This is a genomic window from Nonomuraea thailandensis, assembly GCF_024172165.1.
GTDB classification, from domain to species: domain Bacteria; phylum Actinomycetota; class Actinomycetes; order Streptosporangiales; family Streptosporangiaceae; genus Nonomuraea; species Nonomuraea thailandensis.
This window is the reverse complement of sequence record NZ_JAMZEB010000002.1, coordinates 1,909,939-1,934,340: the sequence shown is the minus strand read 5'-3', so window position 1 is coordinate 1,934,340 and position 24,402 is coordinate 1,909,939. Positions and strand designations below refer to the sequence as shown.

Sequence of the window (24,402 nt, the reverse complement as noted above, 5' to 3'; positions counted from 1 at the left end):
GAGATTCCCTCAGCCTGTCCCGTCGCTTATAACGAACGTACTAGTCCGTGAATTAACCTCACCCACCCCCCTAGAGGTGAACCCGTGCATTTCACGAGATTCTCCATCGCGGCCGCCGCCCTGATAGCGCTCGCCGCCTGTGCCCCTCCCGGCCAGCAGGCCGAGTCCGGCGCCACCGCCACCGGCCCCATCAAGATCGCGAACGTCAACGCGCAGAGCGGCCAGCTCAGCTCGCTCGGCCAGTGGGAGCACAAGGGCGTCAAGCTCGCCATCGAGGAGGCCAACAAGGCCGGCGGCGTGGGCGGCCGGCAGATCCAGCTCGACCTCTTCGACAGCCAGGGCGACCCGACCGTCGGCACCAACGTGGCCAGGAAGATCTCCGCCGAGGGCTACGTCGCGATGCTCGGCACCGCCGAGAGCGCGGTCACCCTCGCCATGGCGCCCATCCTCAAGGACGCCAAGATCCCGAACATCACCTCCGGCCAGTCGCCCAAGCTCGCCGAGCTGAAGAGCCCGTTCCTCTTCCTGAACGCGCCGACCAGCGTCACCTTCGACGAGACGCTCGCCAAGTACCTCGTCGACGACAAGGGCATGAAGAAGATCGCGCTGATCAGCAACAACGGCGCCTACGGCTCCGGCGAGCACGACGCGTTCCTCAACTCGCTCAAGACCAGGAACGTCACCCCGTCCGCCGACGAGATCGTCACCCCCGACCAGAAGGACTTCAACTCCAACCTGGCCAAGATCCGCGAGCAGGACCCGGAGGTGCTGTTCATCGGCGCCGAGGAGGTCCAGTCAGGGCTGATCGCCAAGCAGGCGCGCGAGCTCGGCATCAAGGCCGTCTTCGCCGGCGGCGCCCCCGTGGGCACCGACGTGTACGCCACCACCGCCGGCCTGGACAACGCCGAGGGCACCATCGTCAGCTCCCCCTACCTGAGCAACGAGGCCACCCCGGAGATCAAGGAGTTCGCCGCCAAGTACAAGGCCGCCTACAACGAGGACGCCCGCATGCACGTCGCCAAGGCCTACGACGGGGCGTCCATCCTCATCGAGGCGCTCAAGCAGACCAACGGCGAGGGCGGCCAGAAGCTGGCCGACGCCATCCGCGGGGTCAAGCGCGCCGGGCTGCTCGGCAGCTACAACTACGACGCCAACGGCGTCGGCATCCACGAAACCAAGATCGGCCTGGTCAAGGACGGCAAGGTCGTGCCCGAGGCCGCGAGCTGACGTGCAGGTCTTCCTTCAGACCCTGATCGGCGGGGTCACGTTCGGAGCGGTGTACGCGCTGGTGGCGATGGGGTTCTCGATCGTCTACCGCACCATGGGCCTGGTCAACTTCGCCCACGGCAGCGTCGTGATGATCGGCGCGTACGCCGCCTCCACCTTCTACATGGCCAGCAAGCTGCCCTTCGCGGTGGCCGTCGTGGTCGCGATCGCGGTCACCGCGCTGATCGGCCTGGTCATCGAGCGGTTCCTGCGCCCGCTGGAGAACAAGGACTTCACGCTGATGCTGATCGGCACCATCGGCTTCGGCGCGGTGCTGGAGGCGGGCGCGGTCCTGGTCTGGGGGGCGACCGGGCACGCGGTGCCGTCGCCGGTCGCCACGGGGCCGATCGACGTGGCCGGGATCCGCATCCCCACCTACAGCCTGCTGGTGATCGCCGTGGCCGCCGCCGCGACCGGGCTGCTGGCGCTGTTCCTGCAGCGCACGAAGCGGGGCGCGGCCATGCAGGCGGTCGCCATGGACCACCAGGCCGCCACCGCGGTCGGCATCCACGTCGGCCGCAGCAACGCCATGGCCTTCGCCATCGGCGCCGGCCTGGCCGCGCTGGCGGGCAGCCTCATCGGCCCCATGCTGTACGTGAACCCGACCATGGGCGGCACCCTGGGCATCAAGGGCTTCGCCGCGGCCATGCTGGGCGGCTTCGGCAGCATGCCCGGCGCGATCGTCGGCGGCCTGGCCTTCGGGCTGCTCGACTCCTTCGCCGCGGGCAACTTCCAGGAGTACTCCGAGCTGGTCACGTTCCTGGTCTTCGCCGTCATCGTCATGATCCGCCCCACCGGCATCTTCGGAGAGGCAACGGTGAACCGCGCATGAAACGAGTGGCGCTCATCGCCATCGCCGCGATCGCGGCCTGGCTGCTGCCCTACGGCCTGGGCGGGTACGCCATCCACGTCGCCGACGTCGCGATCATCTTCGCGATCCTGGCCATCGGGCTCGGCCTGACCATGGGCGTGGCCGGGCAGATCAACCTGGCCCAGGTCGCCTTCTTCGGCGTCGGCGCGTACACGGTGGCCATCCTCACCACGGAGGCCGGCTTCGGCTTCTGGACCGCCTCCGTGCTGGCCGTCCTCACCGCCGTGGTGTTCGGCGTGCTGGTCGGCATCCCCGCGCTGCGCATGCAGTCGCACTATCTCGGCATCGTCACGCTGGGGCTGGCGCTGGCGTTCACCAACTGGGTGACCAACGCGCACATCGCCGGGCGGGCCGAGGGCATCAGCGACATCCCGGTGCCGCCGATGTTCGGCATCGACCTGTCCAGCGGTTACCTGTTCTACTACGTCGAGCTGATCGTCTTCGCGATCGCGCTGGCGTTCGCGCTGCTGGTCACCCGCTCGCCGCTGGGCCGCCGGCTGCGCGCGATGCGGGACGACGACCTGGCGGCCGGGGCCCTGGGCGCGGAGATCCCGCTGCTGCGGATGACCGCGTTCGTGCTGTCCGGCCTGTACGGCGGCCTGGCCGGCATCCTGTACGCGGGGCTGATCCGGTTCGTCGCCCCCGAGTCCTTCAACATCGCCAACATGTTCCTGCTGCTCGCCATGGTGATCATCGGCGGGCGGAGCAGCATCCTGGGCTGCGTCGTCGGCGCGATCGCGCTGGCGCTGGTCAGGGAGGCGCTGCTGGACGCCTCGGGTTACGCGCAGCTCGGCTACGGGCTCGTCGTGGTGCTCGTGGTGGTGTTCGCGCCCAAGGGGCTGGCGGGCCTGCCCGGGCAGCTCCGGGCGCTGCTGCGCCGGCGGACCGGCGGCTCGCGAGCCCAGCTCGGCGCGTTCCGGCCCTACGACCCCGCGCCCGCCTCCGCCGAGGAGGTCGCGCTGGACGTGCGGGAGGTGACCAAGCGGTTCAAGGGCCTGGTGGCGCTCGACAAGGTGTCGCTCACCGTGCCCACGGGCCAGATCCGCGGCATCGTGGGGCCGAACGGCTCCGGCAAGACGACGTTGTTCAACGTGATCAGCGGCTTCTACGACCCCACCGAGGGATCCGTGGTCCTGGCCGGGCGGGAGGCGACCGGGATGGCGCCGTACCGGCTCTCGCTGCGCGGCGTGGCCCGCACGTTCCAGAACCTGCGCCTGTTCGAGGATCTCAGCGTGCGCGAGAACCTCCTGCTCGCGCTGGACCGCACCCGCACCACCTGGATCTGGCGCTACGCCGTCCTGCCGTGGAAGGTGCTGGGCTACGAGCGGGCGCTGCACCGGCGGACCGCGGAGCTGCTCGAACGCTTCGGGCTGGCCGAGGTCGCCGACGCCGAGCCGCGCTCGCTGCCCTACGGCATCCAGCGCCGCATCGAGCTGGCCCGCGCCATGGCCATGTCCCCCGCCCTGCTGCTGCTGGACGAGCCCGCCGCCGGGCTCAACGGGGAGGAGGTGCGCCAGCTCGCCGACATCGTCCGCTCGATCAGGGACTCGGGCGTCACCGTGATCATCATCGAGCACAACATGGGCCTGGTCATGTCCCTGTGCGACCAGGTGACCGTGCTGTCCAGCGGCAGGGTGATCGCCGACGGCCCGCCCGCCGAGGTCGCGGTGCACCCGGACGTCGTCGCCGCCTACCTGGGCGACTCGATGGCCGCGCCGACCGAGGAGACCGCCGAGGCCGCTGTCGAGGAGGCGACCCGATGACCACCCTGACCGTCGAGGGGCTGTCGGTGCACTACGGCGGCGTCCGCGCCGCCCACGACGTGTCCTTCACCGTGGAGCCGGGCCAGTCGCTGGGCATCATCGGCGCGAACGGCGCCGGCAAGTCCTCCACCCTCAAGGCGATCATGGGGCTGGCGCCCCGGCAGGCCGAGGCGATCCGGTTCGGCGAGCGCGACCTGCTGCGCGCGCCCGCGCACACGCTGGTCCGGCACGGCATCGGCTACGTGCCCGAGGGCCGGCACGTCTTCCCCGGGCTCACGGTGGAGAAGAACCTGCTGCTCGGCGCGTACACCAGCAGCTGGAAGCGCACCCCGATCGACGAGGTGTACGAGCTGTTCCCGGTGCTGGGCGAGATGCGCGGCCGGCTGGCCGGCGCGCTGTCCGGCGGGCAGCAGCAGATGCTGGCCGTCGGCCGCGCCATGATGTGCCGGCCCAAGGTGATGCTGCTGGACGAGCCGTCCATGGGGTTGTCGCCGAAGCTCGTCGGCGACATCGCCGGCGTGCTGAAGAAGCTCAACGCGGGCGGCCTGGCCATCCTGCTCGTCGAGCAGAACGCCAAGCTCACCTTCGACGTCACCACCACCTGTCTGGTCATGGAGAACGGCGAGATCGCCGCCAGCGGCACCTCCGCGGAGCTCCGCGACGACCCCCAGGTCCGACGCATCTATCTCGGCCTCTAGAGAAAGGACGGTCCATGGTCCGTCGCAGAGAGTTACTCGCGGGCGCGGTCGCGGCGGTCGCGCTCGCCGGAGCAGGTCAGAGCCCCGCCGCCGCGGTCACCCGGCGTGCCGATCGGAACTTCCCGAAGGTCGGCGGGAACCTGGCGAACCAGAACTACACGGCGCTGCGCGGCCTGCACCGCGGCAACGTCAGGCGGCTGCGGGCCGCGTGGGTGAACCACATCGAGGGCGGGCTGATGGCGGGCAACAGCCAGAGCACCGCCGTGGCCGTGGACGGCGTCCTGTTCGTCGAGTCGGCCCTGGGCAACGTCGTGGCGGTGGACGGCCGTACCGGGGCGACGATCTGGAAGTACGAGCAGACGCGCGGGGCGGTCACCCGCCGCGGCGTCGCGGTCGGCGACGGCCGGGTCTACACCTGCGCCAACGACAACTGGCTGATCGCCCTCGACCAGCGCACGGGGCAGGTGGTCTGGGAGCGGCAGCACAACGGGTACGGCAACCTGGAGAAGGTCGCGGTCACCTACCACGACGGCATGCTCTACTGCGGCACCAACGACGGCCCGCGCGGCGCCGCGCTCGCCTTCGACGCCGCGACCGGTGACCTGGCGTGGCACTTCTGGGGCACGGCCGCCCCCGGCGAGATCGGCGGCGACACCTGGGAGGGCGACTCCTGGCAGGTCGGCGGGGCCACGCCGTGGATGCACTGCGCGATCGACGCGGAGCTGGGGCTGGTCTACTGGACGTTCGGCAACGCCCGGGGCAGCAAGTCCTCGCAGGACGGGTCGGAACGCGGCGGCCAGAACCTGTTCGCCAACTCGATCGTGGCCATGGACCTGAAGACCGGCGCCTACCGGTGGCACTTCCAGTCCGTCCACCACGACATCTGGGACATGGACAACGTCATGGCGCCCGTGCTGGTCGACGCCCGCGTGCGCGGCCGGCAGCGCAAGCTCGTCGTGTACGGCAGCAAGACCGGCATGTACTACATCCTCGACCGCGCCGACGGCTCGGCCCCGCTGGGCATCGACGAGGTGCCCGTGCCGCAGGAGCCCCGGCAGAAGACGTGGCCGACGCAGCCGTTCCCGCGCCAGGGCGGCTGGACCGAGCTGCGGCCGGTGGCGCAGCCGCTGGGCACCGAGGTGCCCGGCCTGCCGCACCGGGCCGTGCCGAACTACACGATCGGCTCCCTCTACACGCCGCACTGGGACGAGCCGATCCTCACCATCCCCGGCCACGGCGGCGGCGCCGACTGGAACCACCAGTCCTACAGCCACAGCACCCGCCTGGTGTACACGGGCTTCGGCTACGTGGCCGCCGCCCACTCGCTGACCGAGTCGTCGAACGGGCTGCGCCCGCCCGGCGAGTACATGACCGGGGGCGTGGTGGCCGTGGACCCCTCGACGAACCGGGTGCGGTGGAAGCGGAACCTGCCGTACTCGCTGGCCCACGGCAACGGCATCCTGACCACGGCCTCCGACCTGCTGTTCATCGGCCAGCCCGACGGCAACCTGCTCTGCCTGGACGCCCGCGGCGGGCGCGAGCTGTGGCGCTGGCAGACGGGCGCCGGCGTCAGCAGCAGCCCCATCGCCTACGAGGTCGACGGCGAGCAGTACGTCGCGGTCTACGCGGGCGGCACCGGCATCCCGTACGGCAACTCGGCGCCGCGCGGCGACCACCTGTGGGCCTTCAAGCTCGGCGGCGCCGTCCCCCCGGCGCCCGCCCCGCCCCCGCCGGTGGTCCGCCGCCCGGTCTCCGGCCAGCCGGTGGACGGCGCGACGGTGAACAACACGGTCGTGCTCGCCCGGGTGTACGAGAACGGGCAGGTCGGCGCGGTGGAGTCCACCGCCGTCAACGCCATGGCCCCCACCCATCTGCGGGTGCCGGTGGGGACCACGGTGACGTTCGTCAACCCGCCCGGCAACGTGCACGTGCACGGGGCCACCCAGTTCTTCGAGGGCCTGTTCGACGTCAGGCTGAAGCCGGGCGAGTCCTTCCAGTACACGTTCACCAAGCCGGGCGAGTACTTCTTCAACGACTCCTACAGCCCGCGGCCCACGGGCAAGATCGAGGTCACGGGCTGATCACCGCGACGTCGGGGGTGCGGAGCGGGAACCGTTCGAGCACCAGCGGGTCATGGCCGGCGACCACGAGCCCGGGGCCGCCGGCCAGCTCCTTGATGCGGTCGAAGGCGCCGTACATGCCGGTCATGCTGTGCAGGATCGGGAAGGGGCGGTCGCTCTCGATGTTCTCGTAGAAGTGGCTGGCGTCGGAGGCGAGCACGACGGGGCCGCGGGCCGTCTCGACCCGCACGACCTGCATGCCGGCCGTGTGCCCGCCGACGAGGTGCACGCTCAGGCCGGGCAGCAGGGCCGCGTCGCCGTTCAGCACGAGCGCCCGCCCGTCCTTCGTGGCGGCGGTCAGGTGGGCGAGGTCGTCGTCCTCGAGCAGCCAGCGCTCGCGGGTGATCCGCTCCGCCCAGGGGCCCGTCCAGTAGTCCAGCTCGGCCTGCTGCACCACGTAGCGGGCGCGGGGGAAGTCGCGGGCGGTGCCGGTGTGGTCGTAGTGCAGGTGGGTGAGCACCACGTGGCCGACCGAGTCGGCGGCGATGCCCAGCTCGGCCAGGGCCTCGACGGGCGAGCAGCGGTAGTCGAGGCCCTGGACGCGAGCCGCCCGCTCCGGCGCGATGCCGGTGTCGACGACGACCGTGTGCTGCGCGGAGACGGCCGCCCAGACGTAGTAGGAGGTGGGGTGGGAGCTCTCCCCGCCGGGCTCGTAGCCGTGGAAGTGCTCGCCGCGCCGGGCGTCGCGCTGCGCGTAGCGCACGGCGTAGACGGTGTAACGGGGGTGTGTGCTCACACCTTCACCCGTCCGTCGAGCGGCTTGAGCCCGAGCTGGTCGGTCGGCACCTTGTACGTCTCCCTGGCGGTCGCGACGGCGGCCACGTTGATCAGGCAGACGACCGCGGTGATGACCGAGACGCCGAGCCAGCTCTCGGGGCCGGTGCCGGCCACCGCGGTGGCCACGGTGGGCGCGAACCCGGCGATGGCGAAACCGATCTGGGTGCCGATCGCCATGCCGGACAGGCGGACGCGGGTGGTGAACATCTCGCCGTAGAAGGAGGGCCACACGGCGCTGGTGGCGCTGTGCACCACGCCGAACATCAGGATGCCGGCCAGGAAGATCAGGAAGTAGTTGCCGGCGGAGATCGACCACAGGTAGGCGAACATCAGCACCGCGCAGCCGAGCGAGCCGCCGATGAAGACCGGCTTGCGGCCGACCCGGTCCGACAGCTTGCCCCACAGCGGGATCGTGATCACGGCGGCGACGTTGGCCAGCACGCCGACCCACAGCATCGGGCTGCGTTCCAGGCCCATCGTGTTGACCGCGTACGACAGGGCGTGCACGGTGAAGATCGTGCTGACCGAGGCGATGACCGCCGCGACGACGACGCGCAGCACGTCGCGCCACTGCTCGCGGAAGAGCACGGCGAGCGGCATCTTCGCCACGGTGTTGGTGGCGACCTCCTGCTCGAACGCGGGGGTCTCCTCCAGCGTGCGGCGGATGACGACCCCGACGACGGCCACGAAGACGCTCAGCCAGAACGGCACCCGCCAGCCCCAGCTCAGCAGCTGCTCCTCGGGGAGGGCCGCGATGGGCAGGAAGATCGCGGTGGCGATGATCTGGCCGGCCTGAGTGCCGTTGAGGGTGAAGCTGGTGTAGTAGGCGCGCCGGCCTTCGGGCGCGTGCTCCAGCGTCATGGAGTTGGCGCCGGCCTGCTCGCCCGAGACGGAGAAGCCCTGCAGCAGGCGGAGCACCACGAGCAGGATGGGCGCGAGCACGCCGACCTGGTCGTAGGTGGGCAGGCAGCCGACCAGGAAGGTGGAGCCGCCCATCAGCAGCAACGTGGTGACCAGCACGCGCTTGCGGCCGAACTTGTCACCGATGTGCCCGAGGACGAACGCGCCCACGGGCCTGGCGAGGTAGCCGACGCCGAACGTGGCCAGCGCGAGCAGCGTCCCCGTGGCGGGCGAGGAGGACGGGAAGAAAATCTTGTTGAAGACCAGCGCGGCGGCCGTGCCGTAGATGAAGAAGTCGTAATACTCCAAGGCACTGCCTATCCAGGCAGCAACGGCCGCTTTACGCGGTTTGCCCTGCACCGTCACAATTTTGCTCCTCACGGTGACGTCGGGGGGTAGTGCGGTGACAGGAAACTAACTCACCGGTTCGTACATTACAAGGGTGTTGCCGCAGGATTAAGCACCCGCGTGCTGGACGGCGAGCCGGATGGGGGCGTTGCCGGCCCCGTAACCCTGGTACCCGCCGATCCGCTGGACGAGCTCGAAGAACACCCGGCCCGCGGTGACCGTGTACAGGTGCAGGAACTCGCCGCCGTGCCCGTCGCGGTCGTAGAGCACGCCGAGGTGGCGCAGCTCGGGATCGACCTCGTAGCGGGCCTCCAGGTCGTCGTAGTAGTTGTCCGGGATGGGCAGCAGCAGGTCCGGGTGCTCATCCCGGAGCCTGCGGGCCACGGCCACGACGTCGTCGCAGGCCAGCGCGAGGTGTTGCCAGGGGTGCTGGCCGGCGCCGACCTGGGCGATGTTCACCACCATGCGGACCGCGCCGTCGGGGGCCGACATCGCCTTGCTGCGCAGCAGGCCGTACGGGTCCGGCAGCTCCAGGCTCTCCTGCGGGCGCAGGCCGAGCACGCTGCGGTAGAACAGGGCGGCCTCGTCGAAGTAGTGCAGCGGCTGGGTGAGCGCCACGTGGTCGATGCGGGTGATCCCGCCGTCGGCGGGCGCGCCCTGGCCGGGGCCGGCTACGGCGGGTGCGCCCTGGGCGAAGTCGGCGAGCCAGGCGGTGTCGCAGAAGAAGATCTCGGTGCCGTCGGGGGCGGCGATCGCGTCCAGCGGCGCGTCCTCCGGGGCGCGCTCGCGGGGCAGGACGGGTGACAGCAGCGAGCCGGCGTGCTTGACGGCGCCACCGGGGTCGGGGCTGTCCAGGCCGATCGCGACCAGGGCCGGGCCCTCGTGGGAGGCCTGGCCGCCGGCGTTGAGCAGGATCCTGGCCTCCCCCTGCGACCACAGCTCGACCGGCTTGCTCGCGTGCGCGCCCGCCCGGGCGAAGCCGAGCGCGCTCAGCAGCCCGCCGAGGGTGCCGGTGTCGGCCAGCTCGGCGAAGGCGAAGCCGGCGGGCACGGCGGGGTGGCTCACGCCGTCCAGGCTCTGCTCCAGCGCGATGAGCGAGCGCATGCCGTCCAGCGCGGTACGCTCCACGGACGCCTGGCGGAAGACGTCGTTGAACACCTCCAGCGACAGCGGCCCCGTGTATCCCGCCCGCAGCACGCTGGCGGTCAGCCCGGCCAGGTCGAAGTTGCCCTGCCCGGGGAAGCAGCGGTAGTGGCGGCTCCACTGCAGCACGTCCATGGCCAGCAGCGGCGCGTCAGCGAGCTGCAGGAAGAAGATCTTCTCCCCCGGGATGGCCTCGATGCCGATCGGGTCGGAGCCGCGCGACAGGATGTGGAAGCTGTCCAGGCAGGTGCCCAGGCCCGGGTGGTCGGCCATGCGCACGATGCGCCAGGCGTGCAGGTACTCGTTGACGTGCCGGCCCCAGGCCAGCGCCTCGTAGGCGATGCGCACGCCGTGCTCGGCGGCCCGCTCGGCCAGCAGCCGGAGCTGCTCGGCGGCCAGCTCGTCGTCGCCGATCGCGCCCGGCGAGACGTTCGAGCAGACCAGCAGCAGGTCCGCGCCGAGCCGCTCCATCACCCTGAACTTGCGCTCGGCCCGGCGCAGGTTGCCCGCGAGCACGTCGGCAGGCACCGCCTCGAAGTCGCGGAACGGCTGGTAGAGGTCGATGCCGAGGCCGAGGTCGGCGGCCCTGGCCCGGACCTCCTCGGGCGAGAGCGGGCAGGCCAGCAGGTCGTTCTCGAAGATCTCCACCCCGTCGAACCCGGCGGCGGCGATCGCCTCCAGTTTCTCCGCGAGAGTGCCGCTCACCGACACGGTGGCGATGGACTTACGCACGATTCCTCCTTGGACGGCGCTTCGGGACGGTGATGTCAGACGGCGATGAGATCGGTCAGGTGGGCGAACATCCGCTCGGCGTCCGGCTCGCGGCCGGTGAACAACCTGAACGCGTGCACGGCCTGGAAGACGACCATGCCGCCGCCGTCCAGCGTCCGGCAGCCGATCGCCCGCGCCTGCCTGAGCAGCTCGGTCTCCAGCGGCCGGTAGACGATGTCGGCCACCCACAGGCCGGGGTGGAGCAGCTCGGCGGGCAGCGGCAGGCCCGGATGGTGGGCCATGCCGGTCGGGGTCGCGTGCACCAGCCCGTCGGCACCGGCCAGCAGCCCGGGCAGCTCGTCCGTGCCGGCGGGGCGGGCCCGGCCCGCGCCGAAGCGGGCGGCCAGCTCGCCGGCGAGCGCGCCCGCCCGCGCCGGATCGGCGTCGACCAGGGTGATCCGGTCGGCGCCCATCGTGAGCAGCGCGTGCGCGACCGCGGCTCCCGCGCCGCCGGCGCCGAGCTGCACGATCCTGCGGGTGGGCACGTCCGGCAGGCCCCGCGCGAACGACTCGGCGAAGCCCGTCCAGTCCGTGTTGTGGCCGACGGCCCGCTCGCCGTCGAACACCACGGTGTTGACCGCGCCGAGCATGCGGGCGTCCGGTGACAACTCGTCCAGGTGCGGGATGACGGCCTGCTTGCAGGGGTGGGTGATGTTGAGCCCGTCGTAGCCGAACCTGCGCGCCGTGCGGACCAGCTCCCCCACCTCGCCGCCCATCCGGTCGGTGTCGAGCAGCCGGTAGACGTAGTGCAGCCCGTGGTGCACGGCCTCCTGCTCGTGCAACGGCGGGCTCCAGGAGGGCCCGATGCCCGAGCCGATCAGCCCGACCAGGAATGAGTGCATCACATCGTCCTTTCAAGCAGGTGCTGCGGTTTTCTTAATGTACGTACTAGTGAGTTAGCTGGCTAGACATGACTCTTGACTTCACGGCGCCGCGCGTGGAGCCTTGTGGACTATCTAGTCCGTACTCTAGGACGGAGCACGGTTGTCACTGGTGAGCGAGGGCGGGCCGGCCGTGGGCCGCCCTCTGACCCTGGGTCCCGTACGGCTGCGCAACCGGTTCGTCGCGGCCCCCATGGAGCGCAACTACTGCGAGCCCGACGGCGCCGTCACCGGCCGCTACACCGCCTACCTCGCCCGGCGGGCGCGGGGTGGCGCGGCACTGGTGTTCGCCGAGGCCGCCTACGTCCGCGCGGACGGCAAGGGACGGCTGCGGCAGCTCGGCGTGGACACGGACGCGTGCGTCCCCGGGCTCGCCCGGCTGGCCGGGGCCGTGCACGACGGCGGCGCCCTGCTCGGCGTCGAGCTCAACCACGGCGGCCGCACCGCCCAGAGCGCGGTCAGCGGCTTCCAGCCGGTCGCGCCCTCCCCCGTCCCGTGCCTGCCCGCCGGCGGCGAGCTGCCGCGGGAGGCGCCGGCCGCCGAGGTGTACGAGCTGGCCGCCGCCTACGGGCAGGCCGCGCGGCGCTGCCGTGAGGCGGGGGTGGACGTGATCTCGATCCACGGGGCGCACGGATACCTCGTCCACCAGTTCCTCTCCCCCGCGTTCAACCTGCGTGCCGACGAGTTCGCCCACCCTCTCCGCTTCCTCGGGCTGGTCGTCGAGGCCGTCCGCGAGCAGGCCGGCCCCGGGGTGGCCGTCGGCCTGCGGCTGTCCGCGCACGAGGGGTTCGAGGGCGGGCTGACCGCGGGGCGCACGTTCGAGCTGATCTCACGCACCCGCCTGGACCTGCTGGACTTCCTCGACGTCTCGGCCGGGTCGTACGAGGCGGGGCAGTGGAGCATCCAGCCCGCCGAGTGGGAGCCCGGGCTGCTCGCCCCGTACGCCGGGCGGTACCGGGCGCTCGGGCTGCCGGTGGGGGTCGCCGGGCGGATCAACACGCCGGAGAGCGCCGAGGCCGTCGTGGCGGGCGGGCTGGCCGACTTCGTCTCCCTGGCCCGCGCCCTGCACGCCGATCCCGACTTCCCCCGCCACGCCCTCGCCGGCCGCGGCTACCGGCCGTGCATCGCCTGCAACCTGTGCATCGACCGGCTCGGCACCGGGGAGCCGATCCCGTGCGCGGTCAACGTGCGGGCGGGGCGCGAGTACCTGGGCCCGGTCACCGCGCCCGCGAGGCGGGATGTGGCGCCCGCCCTGCCCGCGCCGCCGGACGCGCCGCCCGACACACCCGCGGACCACGGCGCGCCCCTCAGGCGGGGCACGCCGCCCACCACGGCTTCCGGCCAGGGCGCGGTGCTGGTGATCGGCGCGGGACCGGCCGGGCTGGAAGCGGCACGGTTGCTGGCCGGGCCGGGGTATCGCGTCCAGGTGGTGGAGCGCGAGGAGCGGGTCGGCGGGCGGCTGGCGCTCGCCGGGCGGCTGCGCGCGTACCCGGAGCATCGCCGCCTGCTGCAGTGGTACGTCGCCGAGCTGGACCGGCTCGGCGTGAGCGTGCGCACCGGCGTCGAGGCCGCCCGCGGCAGGCTCGCGCCCACCGCCTACCTGCCCGAGGCGGACGCGATCGTGGTGGCCACCGGCGGCGTCGGCCGGATGCCCGACGTTCCCGGTGTCCGGTCGCCGCACGTCCACGACGTGCGCGACTGGCTCACGCTGGGCCTGGAGGCGCCCCGCTCCTGCGTCGTGTGGGGCGCCGACCGCGAGGGCGTCGCCGTGGCGGACCACCTCGCCGCCGGCGGGGCGGAGGTGCTGATCATCGGCTCCCAGCCGAGCCTGGCCCCGGAGGTCGGCCGCCGCGCCAAGATCCTCCTGGTGCCGCGGCTCACGGAGAACCCCAGGGTGCGCATCCTGCTGGAGTCCACGATCTCGGCCATCGAGCCCGAGCGCCTGCTCGTACGCTCGGGAGACCACGCGGAATGGCTGCCCCTGCCGGGCCCGCTGCCGGGCCCGCTGCTGGTCTCCCACGGTGTCGTCCCGCCCTCCCGCCCGCTCTCCACCCTGCTCGCGGCCTTCGAGGAACTGCGGCCACGCCTCGGGGTGCACGTGATCGGGGACGCGGGAGACAGCGGCGGCTCGCTCCATCGGTGCCTCGTCGCGGCGGAGGAGGCGGCCGGCGCCATCGCGCGGGCATCCGCTCGTCCCCGGTGATCGGCGAGCGACCTCGCCACGCCTCAGGCCGGGCGGGCCCCGTCACGGCCCGAGGCCGGGCGGTCCCGGCAGCCCCGGGCCGGACGGGCCCGCCGCAGCTCAGGCCGGGCGGGTCGTGGCCTGCGCGCGGCGTCCCACCTTCGCGAGCAGCTCCGTGAACGCCTTCCGCGTGCTCCCGGCGAACCCCACGAACATCCGGTTGGCCGGCGGCACCGCCCACCGCATCCACCGCGCCACGTTGAACACCCGGTGCACGACCAGCGCCCCGTGGGGATGCGGCTCGACGCTCCACTCGCCGCGGTACCACCAGCCGCCCTGGATGGCGATCGTGTGTCCGGCCACCTCCACGGTGGAGGTGTGCCCGGGGGCGTCCTCGACGGTGAAGCGGCCGGAGCGGCGGCCTCCGGGCAGCAGCTCCTCGGCCAGGGCGTCCCACACCCGGGGCGCGGGCGCCTCGACGATCCCGGCCGCCTCGGCGATCAGCTTCCTCATGACGCCACCCGGGTGTTCTGGAAGGAGGCGAAGCGCCAGCCCTCGGGGGTGCGGACGGCGGTGAAGGAGACGATGGAGGCGCGCTGCCGGCCGTCCACCGTGGTGCCGCCGGCGGCGATCACCAGGACCGCGCCGTCGGCCAGCGCTTTGACCGTGTGGTCGCCGCCGGTGGCCATGGTGGAGCCCTTGAGCGGGCCTTCGAAGAGCCACCGGTGCATGGACTCGACGGCCTGACGTCCCCGGGTGTGGGTGCCGTCGAAGGTGATGTAGTCGGCGTCCTCGGTGAAGAGGGCGGCGTAGGCGGCGGCGTCGCCGCGGTTCCAGGCCTCGGCGAGGCCGGCCAGCAGCTCGGCGATCTCGGACATGGCGCAACTCCTCGTGGTCGCGGCGCCTATCCTGGGTGTGCGACTCCAGGCAGGGCAGGCGCCTTGTTCTCGGATGTCCGGCTGCCAGGGTGTTGGCGCACCCTGGCAGCCGCTTCTCACCTCACGGCTCGCCGAGCATCCCTTCCAGGAGCTCCCGTCTGACGGTGCTCGGCCAGTCGAGCTCGCCCGACTCCAGCCGGGCGATGAGTTTCCTGAGCCAGGCCAGCTCGGTCTCGCTCAGGGCCCGCTCGTAGTCGACCTCGATCATCAGGACGTCGGGCAGGCCGTTCTCCCGCAGCGCCTTGAGGTGGGCGTTCATGGAGGCCAGTGATCCTTCGATGGAGGCCGCCCTGGTGCGCAGCGCCCGCAGCGCGTCGGGCACCGGCAGGACGCCCATCAGCGAGACGGCCGCGGTGAACGTGCGGCGCTCGGCTCCCGGGCTCTCCAGCAGCGCCCGGAGCCTGGTCGCCAGCTCGCGGCGGCCCTCGTCGGTGATCTCGTAGACCGTGCGCTCCGGGCGCCGGCCCTCCCTGCTGGTCTCGACCGGCACGATCAGCTCCTCGCCCGCCAGCCTCTCGACCGCGTGGTAGAGGCTTCTGGGCAGCCCCGTCACGTAGTCCTTGTGCGTGTCGACGATGAAGCGGTGCAGCTCGTACGGATGGCCGGGACGTACCGACAGCATGGCCAGCACGGTGAGGCCGACCAGGTCAGGACGCCGCGCCATGAATCTCCCTCCCCTAGTGCAGTTCGCACTATAGCCGAGAAGCCGTGCGAAAGCAGCTCGCTATAGTGCAGACTGCAATATAGAAGGAGGCATCATCATGAAGATCTTGGTCATCGGTTCGACCGGCCGCACCGGCCGGCACGTGCTCACGCAGGGCGTCCGGCGGGGGCACGAGATCACCGCGTTCGCCCGCCGCCCCGAGCTCCTCCCCGGCGGCGCCGGCCTGGCAGCCGTGCACCAGGGCGACGCCTGCGACCTGGCCGCCGTCCGCGCGGCGGTGCGCGGCCAGGACGCCGTCATCGCCGCCGTCGGCGGCAGCGAGATCGCCCGCACCCTCATCGCCGCGATGCGCGAGAGCGGGGTGCGGCGGCTGGTGATGACCAGCAGCCGCTCGGTCTCCGCCACCCGCCCGCGCCTGCCGGTCACCCTGGCCTGGCTGTTCTTCCGCGACGCCTACGCGGACCTGGCCAGGGCCGAGGGCATGCTCCAGGTCAGCGGCCTCGACTGGAGCATCGCCCGCGGCACCATGCTGACCGACAAGCCGGGGGCCGGGCGGGTGCACATCGACTTCGAGGCCAACGCGACGGGCGGGGCCATGCGGCTCTCACGTGCCGACTACGCGATGGCCCTCCTCGACACCGCCGAGGAGCCGTCGCTGATCGGCAGGGCCCTCGGCGTCTGCGGCCCGAAGTAGCGCGCGGGCCGGCCGCGCCTACGGGGTGCCGAAGGCGAGGTCGGCGTCGCTGAAGACGGGATGCGGCGGGTTCACGTCCGTCTCGCCGCCTCCGCCGTCGCACCGCCGGTCCGGGTTGAACATCAGGTACGTCCCGGCCCCGCAGGCCGTGGCCGGTTCGGCGTCACCGCCAACGACGACGCTGCCGCTGAGATTGGCCCCTCCCTGGACGAGCGCGTTGTTCCTGACCACGGCGTTGCCGGTGACGGTGGCGCCGCTGTTCACCCAGGCCAGGTCCTCGATGCGGGCGTTGCCGCCGACCGTGCTGTTGCCGTACACGGCCGCCCGGGGGCCGACGTAGGCGGTGGCGGCCACGTTCGCCCGGTTGTCGACCCAGCCGCCGCCGTTCGCGTGCCAGTGCCCGTTGCCGGGCGCTGCCGGACGTACGTGGCCGGGCTCGAAGCCCCACGGCGTGGCGCCCTGGAGGCGGAAACTGGTACGGGTAGCGGTGGTTGCGCGGGTAGCCGTCGAGGTAGGCGTACTTGTGCACGGTGCCGGGCGCGCCGAGGACCACCAGGTAGACGTCCTTCTCGCCGGGCTGGGTCTGGAAGGTCACCTCGCCGTTGGCGGAGCTGTGCACGGGCCCGTAGCGGGGGACCCCGTTCCTGACCGCGACGAAGCCGTACGACCAGCCCGATTGCGCGGCGGCGTTGACGTGGCCCCTGAAGCGCATCCGGATGAGGGCGCCGTCGCTGCCGGGGACGAGCCGGATCTTGTTGTAGCCGTAGTCGGAGGGAGCGAGAGCGTCGGAGATGCGGAAGTGGCCGGCGGCGGCGTTCACCGGCACCACCGCGACGCCGTTGTAGGCGGTGACGAACGGATAGAGGCTGTTGACGAACGGCATGAAGTCGGCGCGGTTGGAGTAGTCCCAGGTGACGTTGCGCTGGGCGTACTCGCCGAGGCGCCGGTTGAGCTCGGCCTGGTCGATGCCGGCGATCCGGCGGTAGACCTCGAGCGGGTGCTCGGTGTTCCTGGCCTCGTTCCAGATGCGGTTGAACATGGCGAGCCCGTCGCGGTCCTTGATGTACTGCAGCAGCATCCAGGCGCCGTAGTGGTGGCGGCTGCTGCTGTAGGCGAGGTTCTCCGTGCGGATGAACCGGGTCAGGTCCCCGGCGGCGGTCCTCGGGTAGACCTGCATGGCCATGAACTCGGCGCTCGCCTCCCAGAACGTCCCGGCGCCCGGATGCGTGAAGCCGTAGCCGGGCCTGCCGAGGAACGTGTAGTTCTGGAACACGTGGCCCAGCTCGTGCGCCAGCCCCCAGGAGCCGGGGCGCGCGGCGGCGGGGGCGATGTTGATGACGCCCACCCTGCCGTCCGTCGAGCCGCCCGTCGCCCAGGCGTCGAGCGGCGCGTTCGACCAGGTCGTGGTGATGATCACGATGATCTTGTGCTGGGCGAGGAGGCCGGTCTCCGGCGTGAACCGCATGGTGCCGATGTAGAAGGAGTAGAGGCTTTCGAGCTGCCCGAGGATGTTGTCGGGGTCGAAGCGGTACTGCGAGGGCGCGCTCCTGGGGTCCGTGCCGGATCGATCGCCCCACAGCAGGATGAAGTTGGCCGATTCCTTCGTCCGCGCGGGCACCCACGGCACCTCGCCGGTGGTGGCCCAGCGCGCGGGGATGTACACGGTCTTGGCCGCCGCGGTCGCGGGCGCCTGCCCGGCGAGCAGGGCGGTGAGCAGCAGTAACAGGGCGACGAGGGCCGCCCGCGTTCGTTTCATCCGGTCACCTCGGAGTGTTAGCGTTAACAGCCGGTGCCGCCCGATCGGGTGGCGACCGTGCCGGAGCCGCACGAGTGTTGGCGTCCCGACAGATGGCTGTCAAGACCGTCCGGATGGCGGGTGAGGCCGTGCGGTCACCCCGCGCGGGCCTCACCGGCGTCCTGCTCCCGGACGTCCCGCCCGCGCCGCGTCCGGGGCGGTGAAAGTTTCACCCGTCGGCGCGCGCGAGATCCCGGACGGCGGGGACGGCGAGCAGCAGGGCGGCGACGACCAGGACCATGGCCGAGGCCGCGAACAGCAGCGGCACCGTGCCCAGCACCAGGGCGAGGGGCCCCGCCAGCGCCTGGCCGACGGGTTTCATGACGAGCGAGCCGGCGGCGTCGTAGGCGTGCACCCGGCCGAGGAACTCCTGGGGGACGTGGGTCTGCACGCTCGTGTGGAACATGACCACCCAGAAGGTCATGCCCATGCCGCCGATCGCGTAGCACACGGCCAGCGCGACGGGCGGCCAGCCGAGCGCCACGCCGAGCGGCATGAGCGTGCCGCACGTCAGGGCGACGGCGCCGGCCCGCAGCGGACGTCCCGGTTTGATCCGCATCGCGGCGAGCCCGCCGAGCAGGTTCCCCACGCCGAGGGCGGACATGATGAGGCCGAGCGCGGACGCGCCGTACAGGGTGATGATCGTGCTGTGACCCAGGGTCAGCGTCGGGCCCGACGAGGTGACCTGCCAGACGAACCAGATCACGATCACGGCCCACAGCCAGGTCCGCGACCTGAACTCCCGCCACCCCACCACCAGGTCGAGCCGGAAGGTCGAGCCCCGCACCCGGGCCCCGCCCCCCGGGAGGCGGAGCAGGAACAGGCAGGCGCCGCTGGCCGCGAACGTCGCCGCGTCGATCGCGAAGACCGTCCACGGCTCGGAGACGGCCAGGAGCAGCCCCGCCAGGGAGGGCGCGACCACACTCATGATCGACTCGGAGACGCGCAGCGTGGCGTTGGCCCGCTGCACGTCCCTGGCGATCTGCGGGGTGATGCTGGCGACCCCGGGCTGGAAGGTGGCGCCGCCGGCGCCGACCAGCGCCAGGAGCACGAGCACCTGCCACAGCTCGGGCGCGCCCAGAGCGAAGAGCAGGGCGAGCAGCGACTGGAAGACCAGGCGCACGACGTCGGAAATGATCATCATGCGCCGTGCGCCGAACCGGTCCGACAGGACCCCGCCGAAGATCATCAAGATGGCGAAGGGCGCCAGATGGGCGGCCAGCGCGTAGCCGACCCCGCTGAGGCCGTACCCGCCGTGGATCATCGCCGCCGAGATGACGACCGGCAGCATGTGGTCACCCAGCAGGGACGTGCTGCGAGCCGCGAAGAACAGGCTGAACCCGCGGGTCCAGAGCCGTTGCCCGCCCCGCTCCTCTAACACGGCGACCCGCTCGCCCGGCAGGTGGCCGCCCCCGTTTCCCCCATCTGCCCAAATGATCACAGCCGGGACGACGGTGTCAAACCTCGCCCGCCCGGCCGCCGGCTCAGCGAGGCGCGGGCAGGAAGTGATGGGCGTGCTCGGCCGCCCACTGGGCGAACGTGCGCGGGGGGCGGCCGATGATCTTCTCCACCTGGTCGGTGAGCATGGTGCCGTACTCGTTGGGGGTGCCGTACATCTGCAGCAGGATCTCCACCAGGTCGGCCTCGCCGAAGCCGGCCGCCTGCGCGAACGCGTCGAAGATCGACAGCGGCGGCCTGCCCCCGGGAACGCTCCATTCGCGGCGCACCTGCTCGGGAGTGAGCTCCTCGAAGCGCAGGTCGCGGCCGGTCACCTCGGCGATGATCCCGACCATCCGGCGCGCGGTGAGCACCTCGGGGCCGGTGAGGTGGTAGGACCGGCCGCCGTGGCCGTCCTGGGTCAGCACCGTGGCGGCGACGGCGCCGATGTCGTGCTCGTCGACCGGCGGGCTCTGGCGATCGCCGTACGGCTCCCGCACCCGGCCGGTGGTGCGCAGCGGCTCGCCCCAGTCGGCCAGGAAGTTGGCCATGAACTGCACGGGCTCCAGGAACGTCCACTCCAGGCCGCCGCTCGCCCTGACGGCAGGCTCCAGCGTGCCCTCCTGCCAGCCGGCCAGCACGGTCACCTTGCCGACCCCCGCCCGTTCCGCCAGGTCCACCAGGTCGCGGCCGTTGGCCAGCGGCCGGTAGCCCTCGCCGAAGGTGATCAGGTGGGCGGCGGTGGCGCCGTCGAAGGCCGCCTCCAGCCCGCCGGCGTCGGCGAGGTCGCCCCGGATCACCTCGACGTCTTCCGGCAGGTCCGCGCGGGCGGGGTCGCGGGTCAGCGCGCGCACCTTCCGGCCGCGGTCGAGCAGGCTCCGGACGACCTGCCGGCCGACGGTGCCGGTCGCTCCGGTGACGAGAACGGTCATGATGTTCCTCCCTTGGTCATGCCTCCTGAGAGGCACGGCGGGAGCGGGAACGTGACGTGCCGCCGGACGATGTGGCGCACGCCTCAGCCCGTTCCAGGCGGTTGTAACCTTTTCGTGACCCAGAACAGGTGAATACCTGAAATTTACGGGCATTTTCGATCTCGAAGTCCAGCAGAGGGCTTCGTCTCACGCGAATCACCGAAGCGTGCCTCTGCCTGGGCTTTTTGTCATGGGCGGGGCCGCTGGCACCTTTGGAGCAGCAACATGCCTGTCCTGAACCTCGCTTTCGAGCAGCTCACCGCCGAGGACCTGCTGGCCGAGCTCGCCGATCCGCAGATCTCGGAGATGCATGCCGTCCGCATTCGCGAGCGCCTGGTGGAGATGCACGACGGGCTGGTGACCGAGGTCACCCGCCGCTACCGGTACCGAGGCGAGCCCATGGAGGACCTGCGCCAGGCCGCGTACGTCGGGCTGATGAAGGCCGTCAACGGCTACGACCCCGAGCTCGGGCACGAGTTCAGGGGCTACGCCATGATCACCATGATGGGCGAGGTCAAGCGCCACTTCCGCGACCGCACCTGGGCGATCCGGGTGCCGCGCGTCTACCAGGAGCGGCGCATCGAGCTCAACAAGGCGACCGCCGAGCTCACCCAGAAGCTGGGCCACTCGCCGACCGTGGCCGAGCTGGCCGAGAAGATGGGCATCTCCGAGGAGGACGTCCTGCTCGCCCTGGAGGCCTCCACCGCCTACAGCACGCTCTCGCTGGACGCCCCCGTCAGCAGCGGCGACGACGACGCCGCCGAGCTGAGCGACTTCATCGCCGACCAGGACGGCTCGCTCGACACGCTGGTCGACAGGCACGCGGTCAAGCCCCTCATCGACGCCCTGCCGCCGCGCGAGAAGAACATCCTGCTCATGCGGTTCTACGGGAACATGACCCAGTCGGAGATCGCCCAGGAGTTCGGCATCTCGCAGATGCACGTCTCCCGCATCCTGCGCGCGGTCCTCACCAAGCTCCGCACCGCCCTGTCGGAGTGACGGCCGGGGGGTGACGGCCGGGGTGACGCCGGCGCCGCGCACCGCTCTGGCAGACTTCCACGGGTGAAGCGGCTACTCCTCATCGGCATCGGCGCCGGCCATCCCGACCATCTCACCCTCCAGGCGGTCAAGGCCATCGGCGCCACGGACGTGTTCTTCATCGTGGACAAGGGCGAGGTCAAGCACGACCTCGTCCAGCTCCGGCTGGACATGATCGCCGAGCACGGGCGGGCGCCGTACCGGATCGCCGAGGCGCGGGATCCGGAGCGCGACCGCGACGCCGCCGCGTACCCGGCCGCCGTGGACGACTGGCGCTCGCGGCGGGCGCTGGCCTGCGAGGCGCTCGTCCGCGACGAGCTGGCCGACGGCGAGACCGGGGCGTTCCTGGTGTGGGGCGACCCCGGCGTGTACGACAGCACGCTGGCCGTCGTCGAGGAGATCCTCCAGCGGGGGAACGTCCGCTTCGACTACGAGGTCGTCCCCGGGATCAGCAGCGTGGCCGCGCTGACGGCCGCCCACCGCACCAGCCTGACGCGGGTCGGGCGGCCGGTGCACCTGACGACGGGCCGCCGCCTGGCCGAGGGCGGCCCGACGGCCGACGACGTGATGGTGATGCTCGACGCCCACTGCTCGTTCGCCGGCCTGGACGGTTACGCGATCCACTGGGGCGCCTACGTGGGCACCGCCGACGAGATCCTGGTGTCGGGGCCGGTGGCGGAGGTGGGCGAGCGCATCAGGCAGGTCCGGGCCGAGGCGCGGGCCCGCAAGGGGTGGATCATGGACTCGTACCTGCTGCGGCGCCTGTGACCCGGCGGGCGGGCCGGCGCCGCTAGCCCCGGGCGCGCAGGGCGGCGAGCCGTGCCTGCCACTTCTCCAGCAGGATCGGGATCTCCTCGCGCATGAGCTGCAGGAACTCCCACGTCTCGCGCAGCCGGGCCGCCGCCTGGCTGTCCTCGCCGACGGCTTCGAGGCCCTCGCGCAGGGTCCGCTCCCACTGCGTGATCAGCGCGTCCTGCTGGAGGATCGCCTGGTACCACTGGTCCGCGGTGACCCGGTAGTGGTCGCGGCGCGCGCCCGGCTCGCGTTCGCGGGTGATCAGGGCCACCTGCGTCAGATACCGTACGGCGCCCGACACGGCGGCCGGGCTCACCCGCAGGAACTCCGCCAGGTCGGCCGCGGTGCCGCGGCCCTCGTCCGCCACCAGGAGGGCCGCGTAGATCCGGGCCGGCATCCGCGGGATGCCGGTGGCCACCAGGTCGAGGGCGAGGCGCTCCACGAAGCGGCGCACCGCCTCCTCGTCGCGCCCCCGGTCGATCTTCCTCTGCACCCGGCTCATCCTACGGTATTCATAACTTTCACGAAGTTGTGAAATCTGTGTAGTCTGCTGGCCATGGAACGCGAGAAGGTCGAACTCACCACCGTTCAGGGGACGATGCTCGCCACCCTGTACGCCAGGGCGCTGGACAGCCGCGCCCCGTACTCCATCCTCGGCGACCGCACCGCCGACGAGGTGGTCAGGCGCCTGGACCACGACTGGCGCAGGACCGGCACGCGGGCGCCGTGGGACGCCGCCACCCTGGCGCTGCGCGGGCGCGAGCTGGACCGGTGGACCGGCGAGTTCCTGACCGCCCGTCCCGGCGAGGTCACCGTCCTGCACCTGGCTTGCGGGCTCGACACCCGGGTGCACCGGCTCGGCCCGCCGCCACGGGTGCGGTGGGTGGACGTCGACTTCCCCGACGTCATCGAGCTGCGGCGGCGGCTGCTGCCGGAGCCCGGCGGGGACTACCGGATGATCGGCGCCTCGGTGACCGAGGAAGAGTGGCCGGCGGAGGTCCCCGGTGACCGGCCGGTCGTGGTCGTGGCCGAGGGGCTGACCATGTACCTGCACGAGGAGGAGGGGCGGCGGCTCGTCCAGCGGATCTGCGGGCACTTCCCCGGCGGGCAGCTCCTGTTCGACTGCTTCAGCAAGCGGCTCGTCCGGCTGGCGCGGAAGATGAGCTGGATGGGGATGGGCATCGCGCCACGGGCCGTGCTGGAGAGCTGGCACTGGGGGATCGACGATCCGCGCGAGCTGGAGCGGTGGCAGGACGGGCTGGAGTTCGTGGACGACCTGTACGTCGTGGACGTGCCCGACCTGGACAGGCTGCCGGCGGCGGCACGGATCGGGCTGCGGCTGGGGGCGCGCCTGCCCGGCGGGCGGGACTCCGGGCGGTTGCTGCGGTACCGGTTCTGAACGGGACGCCTCGGCGTTTCGCTAGGGTGAGGCGTTCGAATCCGATCTTGCCCCCCAGGAAGTGTCCCGTGCCCCGTCATCACCGATTAGGCGTCCCCGCGCTGACCGTCACGGCCCTGTACGCCGCCGCGCTCCTCATCACCGCCGCCATCGCCCTGACCACCGGCGACGTCGCCCCGCTGTGGCGGATCACGGCGTTCGCGGAGGTGGAGGAGACCGTCGAGGCGACCCCGGCGAACGTGGCCACCCTCGTCCTGATCGGCCTGCCCTGGGCCTGCGCGCTGTGGGAGTGCCTGCGCGGGCCGCGCGCCGGGCGGCCTCCCGAGCTGACCGCGCAGGAGCGGCGGCTGCGCGTGGCGCTGTACGCGGCGGCGGCCTCCTGGCTCCTCTACCCCCTCGTGCCGGACCGGCCATGGTGGTCGCTCGTGCTCGACTCCCTGCTGATGCTCGCGGTCGCGGTGCTGTTCCAGCCCGTGCTGGGAGAGAGCCTGGAGTACGCGGGCCTGGGGCTGGCCGCCGGCGTGCTGGCGTTCGGAGGCGGCGCGGTCGTCGCGGTGTCCGACGAGTTCGACCTGGGCATGCCCGGCGGGCTCACCCTGATCTGCGCGGTCGGCCAGCTCGTGTGGATGGTGCTGGTCCTGCGCGCGCAGCGGTGGGACGACCGCTGGCCGTTCGTCACCTACCTGTACGGCATCACATCCCTGGTGCTGCCGATGCTGGTCATCGCGCTGGGCTGGCTGCTCGTCGACACCGGCAGCCTCTTCTACAGCCTCTCCGCCGCCACCGGCGTGCTGTCGGCCGCCTGGCTGGCCCGCTCCGCCCACGACCTCGCCGCCCCGCGCGCCCGGCCGGTCACGCCCGTGCCGCTGCCGACGGAGCCGGGAACGCCGTGAGGCGTTCTGGCGTTCCGGCGGTCCGCTCGACGCCCCACGTGCACCGGCAGTCCGACTG

22 protein-coding genes are annotated in these 24,402 nt (G+C 72.0%); 11 read left to right on the top strand and 11 right to left on the bottom strand.

The window, feature by feature from the left end; genetic code table 11:
- Positions 1-84: 84 nt before the first annotated feature.
- From HD597_RS12920 to HD597_RS12900, 5 genes are read left to right on the top strand one after another with little or no spacing between them, the layout of a single operon-like run.
- A complete protein-coding gene (locus HD597_RS12920; RefSeq protein ID WP_253742261.1) occupies positions 85-1,227 on the top strand; it encodes an ABC transporter substrate-binding protein in 1,143 nt (380 codons plus the stop codon).
- Between the two features lies 1 nt (position 1,228).
- Positions 1,229-2,098 carry a branched-chain amino acid ABC transporter permease gene (locus HD597_RS12915; protein ID WP_253742260.1) on the top strand — a complete coding sequence of 290 codons (870 nt, stop codon included), beginning with the start codon at positions 1,229-1,231 and terminating at the stop codon, positions 2,096-2,098.
- Positions 2,095-3,900 (top strand): branched-chain amino acid ABC transporter ATP-binding protein/permease, encoded by a 1,806-nt coding sequence (locus HD597_RS12910; protein ID WP_253742259.1) that lies wholly within the window; start codon positions 2,095-2,097, stop codon positions 3,898-3,900. The genes HD597_RS12915 and HD597_RS12910 overlap by 4 nt, the downstream gene beginning before the upstream one ends.
- Positions 3,897-4,598 (top strand): ABC transporter ATP-binding protein, encoded by a 702-nt coding sequence (locus HD597_RS12905; protein WP_253742258.1) that lies wholly within the window; start codon positions 3,897-3,899, stop codon positions 4,596-4,598. The genes HD597_RS12910 and HD597_RS12905 overlap by 4 nt, the downstream gene beginning before the upstream one ends.
- 14 nt (positions 4,599-4,612) lie before the next feature.
- The gene (locus HD597_RS12900) at positions 4,613-6,679 is read left to right on the top strand and encodes an outer membrane protein assembly factor BamB family protein (RefSeq protein WP_253742257.1); all 2,067 of its coding nucleotides are present in this window, start codon (positions 4,613-4,615) and stop codon (positions 6,677-6,679) included.
- Here HD597_RS12900 and HD597_RS12895 read toward each other — a convergent pair.
- The 4 genes from HD597_RS12895 to HD597_RS12880 form a co-directional block, all read right to left on the bottom strand.
- The gene (locus HD597_RS12895; RefSeq protein ID WP_253742256.1) at positions 6,669-7,454 is read right to left on the bottom strand and encodes an N-acyl homoserine lactonase family protein; all 786 of its coding nucleotides are present in this window, start codon (positions 7,452-7,454) and stop codon (positions 6,669-6,671) included. The two genes, HD597_RS12900 and HD597_RS12895, sit on opposite strands and share 11 nt — an antisense overlap.
- Complete coding sequence (locus tag HD597_RS12890) at positions 7,451-8,755, bottom strand: MFS transporter (RefSeq protein ID WP_308210601.1); 1,305 nt, start codon at positions 8,753-8,755, stop codon at positions 7,451-7,453. The genes HD597_RS12895 and HD597_RS12890 overlap by 4 nt, the downstream gene beginning before the upstream one ends.
- Positions 8,756-8,851: 96 nt before the next feature.
- Positions 8,852-10,618 carry a bifunctional sugar phosphate isomerase/epimerase/4-hydroxyphenylpyruvate dioxygenase family protein gene (locus HD597_RS12885; protein ID WP_253742254.1) on the bottom strand — a complete coding sequence of 589 codons (1,767 nt, stop codon included), beginning with the start codon at positions 10,616-10,618 and terminating at the stop codon, positions 8,852-8,854.
- 35 nt (positions 10,619-10,653) lie between these two features.
- The gene (locus tag HD597_RS12880) at positions 10,654-11,499 is read right to left on the bottom strand and encodes a shikimate dehydrogenase (protein WP_253742253.1); all 846 of its coding nucleotides are present in this window, start codon (positions 11,497-11,499) and stop codon (positions 10,654-10,656) included.
- A gap of 151 nt (positions 11,500-11,650) precedes the next feature.
- Between HD597_RS12880 and HD597_RS12875 the strand changes: the two genes are divergently transcribed.
- Positions 11,651-13,741, top strand: a complete 2,091-nt coding sequence (locus HD597_RS12875) for an oxidoreductase (RefSeq protein ID WP_253759337.1) — start codon at positions 11,651-11,653, stop codon at positions 13,739-13,741.
- A gap of 99 nt (positions 13,742-13,840) precedes the next feature.
- Here HD597_RS12875 and HD597_RS12870 read toward each other — a convergent pair whose 3' ends face one another.
- From HD597_RS12870 to HD597_RS12860, 3 genes are all read right to left on the bottom strand, one after another.
- Complete coding sequence (locus HD597_RS12870) at positions 13,841-14,233, bottom strand: hypothetical protein (protein WP_253742252.1); 393 nt, start codon at positions 14,231-14,233, stop codon at positions 13,841-13,843.
- A complete protein-coding gene (locus HD597_RS12865; RefSeq protein ID WP_253742251.1) occupies positions 14,230-14,598 on the bottom strand; it encodes an SgcJ/EcaC family oxidoreductase in 369 nt (122 codons plus the stop codon). The genes HD597_RS12870 and HD597_RS12865 overlap by 4 nt, the downstream gene beginning before the upstream one ends.
- A 121-nt stretch (positions 14,599-14,719) precedes the next feature.
- Positions 14,720-15,322, bottom strand: coding sequence for a PadR family transcriptional regulator (locus HD597_RS12860; RefSeq protein WP_253742250.1), 603 nt, complete (start codon positions 15,320-15,322; stop codon positions 14,720-14,722).
- Positions 15,323-15,419: 97 nt separating this feature from the next.
- On the opposite strand from HD597_RS12860, the gene HD597_RS12855 reads away from it, so the two are divergent.
- The gene (locus HD597_RS12855; RefSeq protein WP_253742249.1) at positions 15,420-16,016 is read left to right on the top strand and encodes an NAD(P)-dependent oxidoreductase; all 597 of its coding nucleotides are present in this window, start codon (positions 15,420-15,422) and stop codon (positions 16,014-16,016) included.
- A 163-nt stretch (positions 16,017-16,179) separates the two neighbouring features.
- Here the strand turns inward: HD597_RS12855 and HD597_RS12850 are convergent, their stop codons facing one another.
- The 3 genes from HD597_RS12850 to HD597_RS12840 form a co-directional block, all read right to left on the bottom strand.
- Complete coding sequence (locus tag HD597_RS12850; RefSeq protein ID WP_253742248.1) at positions 16,180-17,772, bottom strand: DUF6055 domain-containing protein; 1,593 nt, start codon at positions 17,770-17,772, stop codon at positions 16,180-16,182.
- 208 nt (positions 17,773-17,980) lie between these two features.
- Complete coding sequence (locus HD597_RS12845) at positions 17,981-19,252, bottom strand: MFS transporter (RefSeq protein WP_253742247.1); 1,272 nt, start codon at positions 19,250-19,252, stop codon at positions 17,981-17,983.
- Positions 19,253-19,295: 43 nt separating this feature from the next.
- Positions 19,296-20,180: an NmrA family NAD(P)-binding protein gene (locus HD597_RS12840; RefSeq protein ID WP_253742246.1), complete on the bottom strand. Its 885-nt coding sequence runs from the start codon at positions 20,178-20,180 to the stop codon at positions 19,296-19,298.
- A gap of 264 nt (positions 20,181-20,444) precedes the next feature.
- Here HD597_RS12840 and HD597_RS12835 point away from each other — a divergent pair, with 264 nt between their 5' ends.
- Both HD597_RS12835 and cobF read left to right on the top strand, forming a co-directional pair.
- On the top strand, positions 20,445-21,218 hold the full coding sequence (locus HD597_RS12835; RefSeq protein ID WP_253742245.1) for an RNA polymerase sigma factor SigF: 774 nt from the start codon (positions 20,445-20,447) through the stop codon (positions 21,216-21,218).
- A 63-nt stretch (positions 21,219-21,281) separates the two neighbouring features.
- Positions 21,282-22,025 (top strand): precorrin-6A synthase (deacetylating), encoded by a 744-nt coding sequence (gene cobF, locus HD597_RS12830; RefSeq protein ID WP_253742244.1) that lies wholly within the window; start codon positions 21,282-21,284, stop codon positions 22,023-22,025.
- A gap of 22 nt (positions 22,026-22,047) precedes the next feature.
- Here cobF and HD597_RS12825 read toward each other — a convergent pair whose 3' ends face one another.
- Complete coding sequence (locus tag HD597_RS12825) at positions 22,048-22,545, bottom strand: GbsR/MarR family transcriptional regulator (RefSeq protein WP_253742243.1); 498 nt, start codon at positions 22,543-22,545, stop codon at positions 22,048-22,050.
- Between the two features lie 63 nt (positions 22,546-22,608).
- On the opposite strand from HD597_RS12825, the gene HD597_RS12820 reads away from it, so the two are divergent.
- Entirely contained in the window at positions 22,609-23,451 is an 843-nt protein-coding gene (locus HD597_RS12820; RefSeq protein WP_253742242.1) for a class I SAM-dependent methyltransferase, read from the top strand.
- A 68-nt stretch (positions 23,452-23,519) separates the two neighbouring features.
- Positions 23,520-24,344: a hypothetical protein gene (locus HD597_RS12815; protein WP_253742241.1), complete on the top strand. Its 825-nt coding sequence runs from the start codon at positions 23,520-23,522 to the stop codon at positions 24,342-24,344.
- The last annotated feature ends 58 nt before the right edge of the window (positions 24,345-24,402 follow it).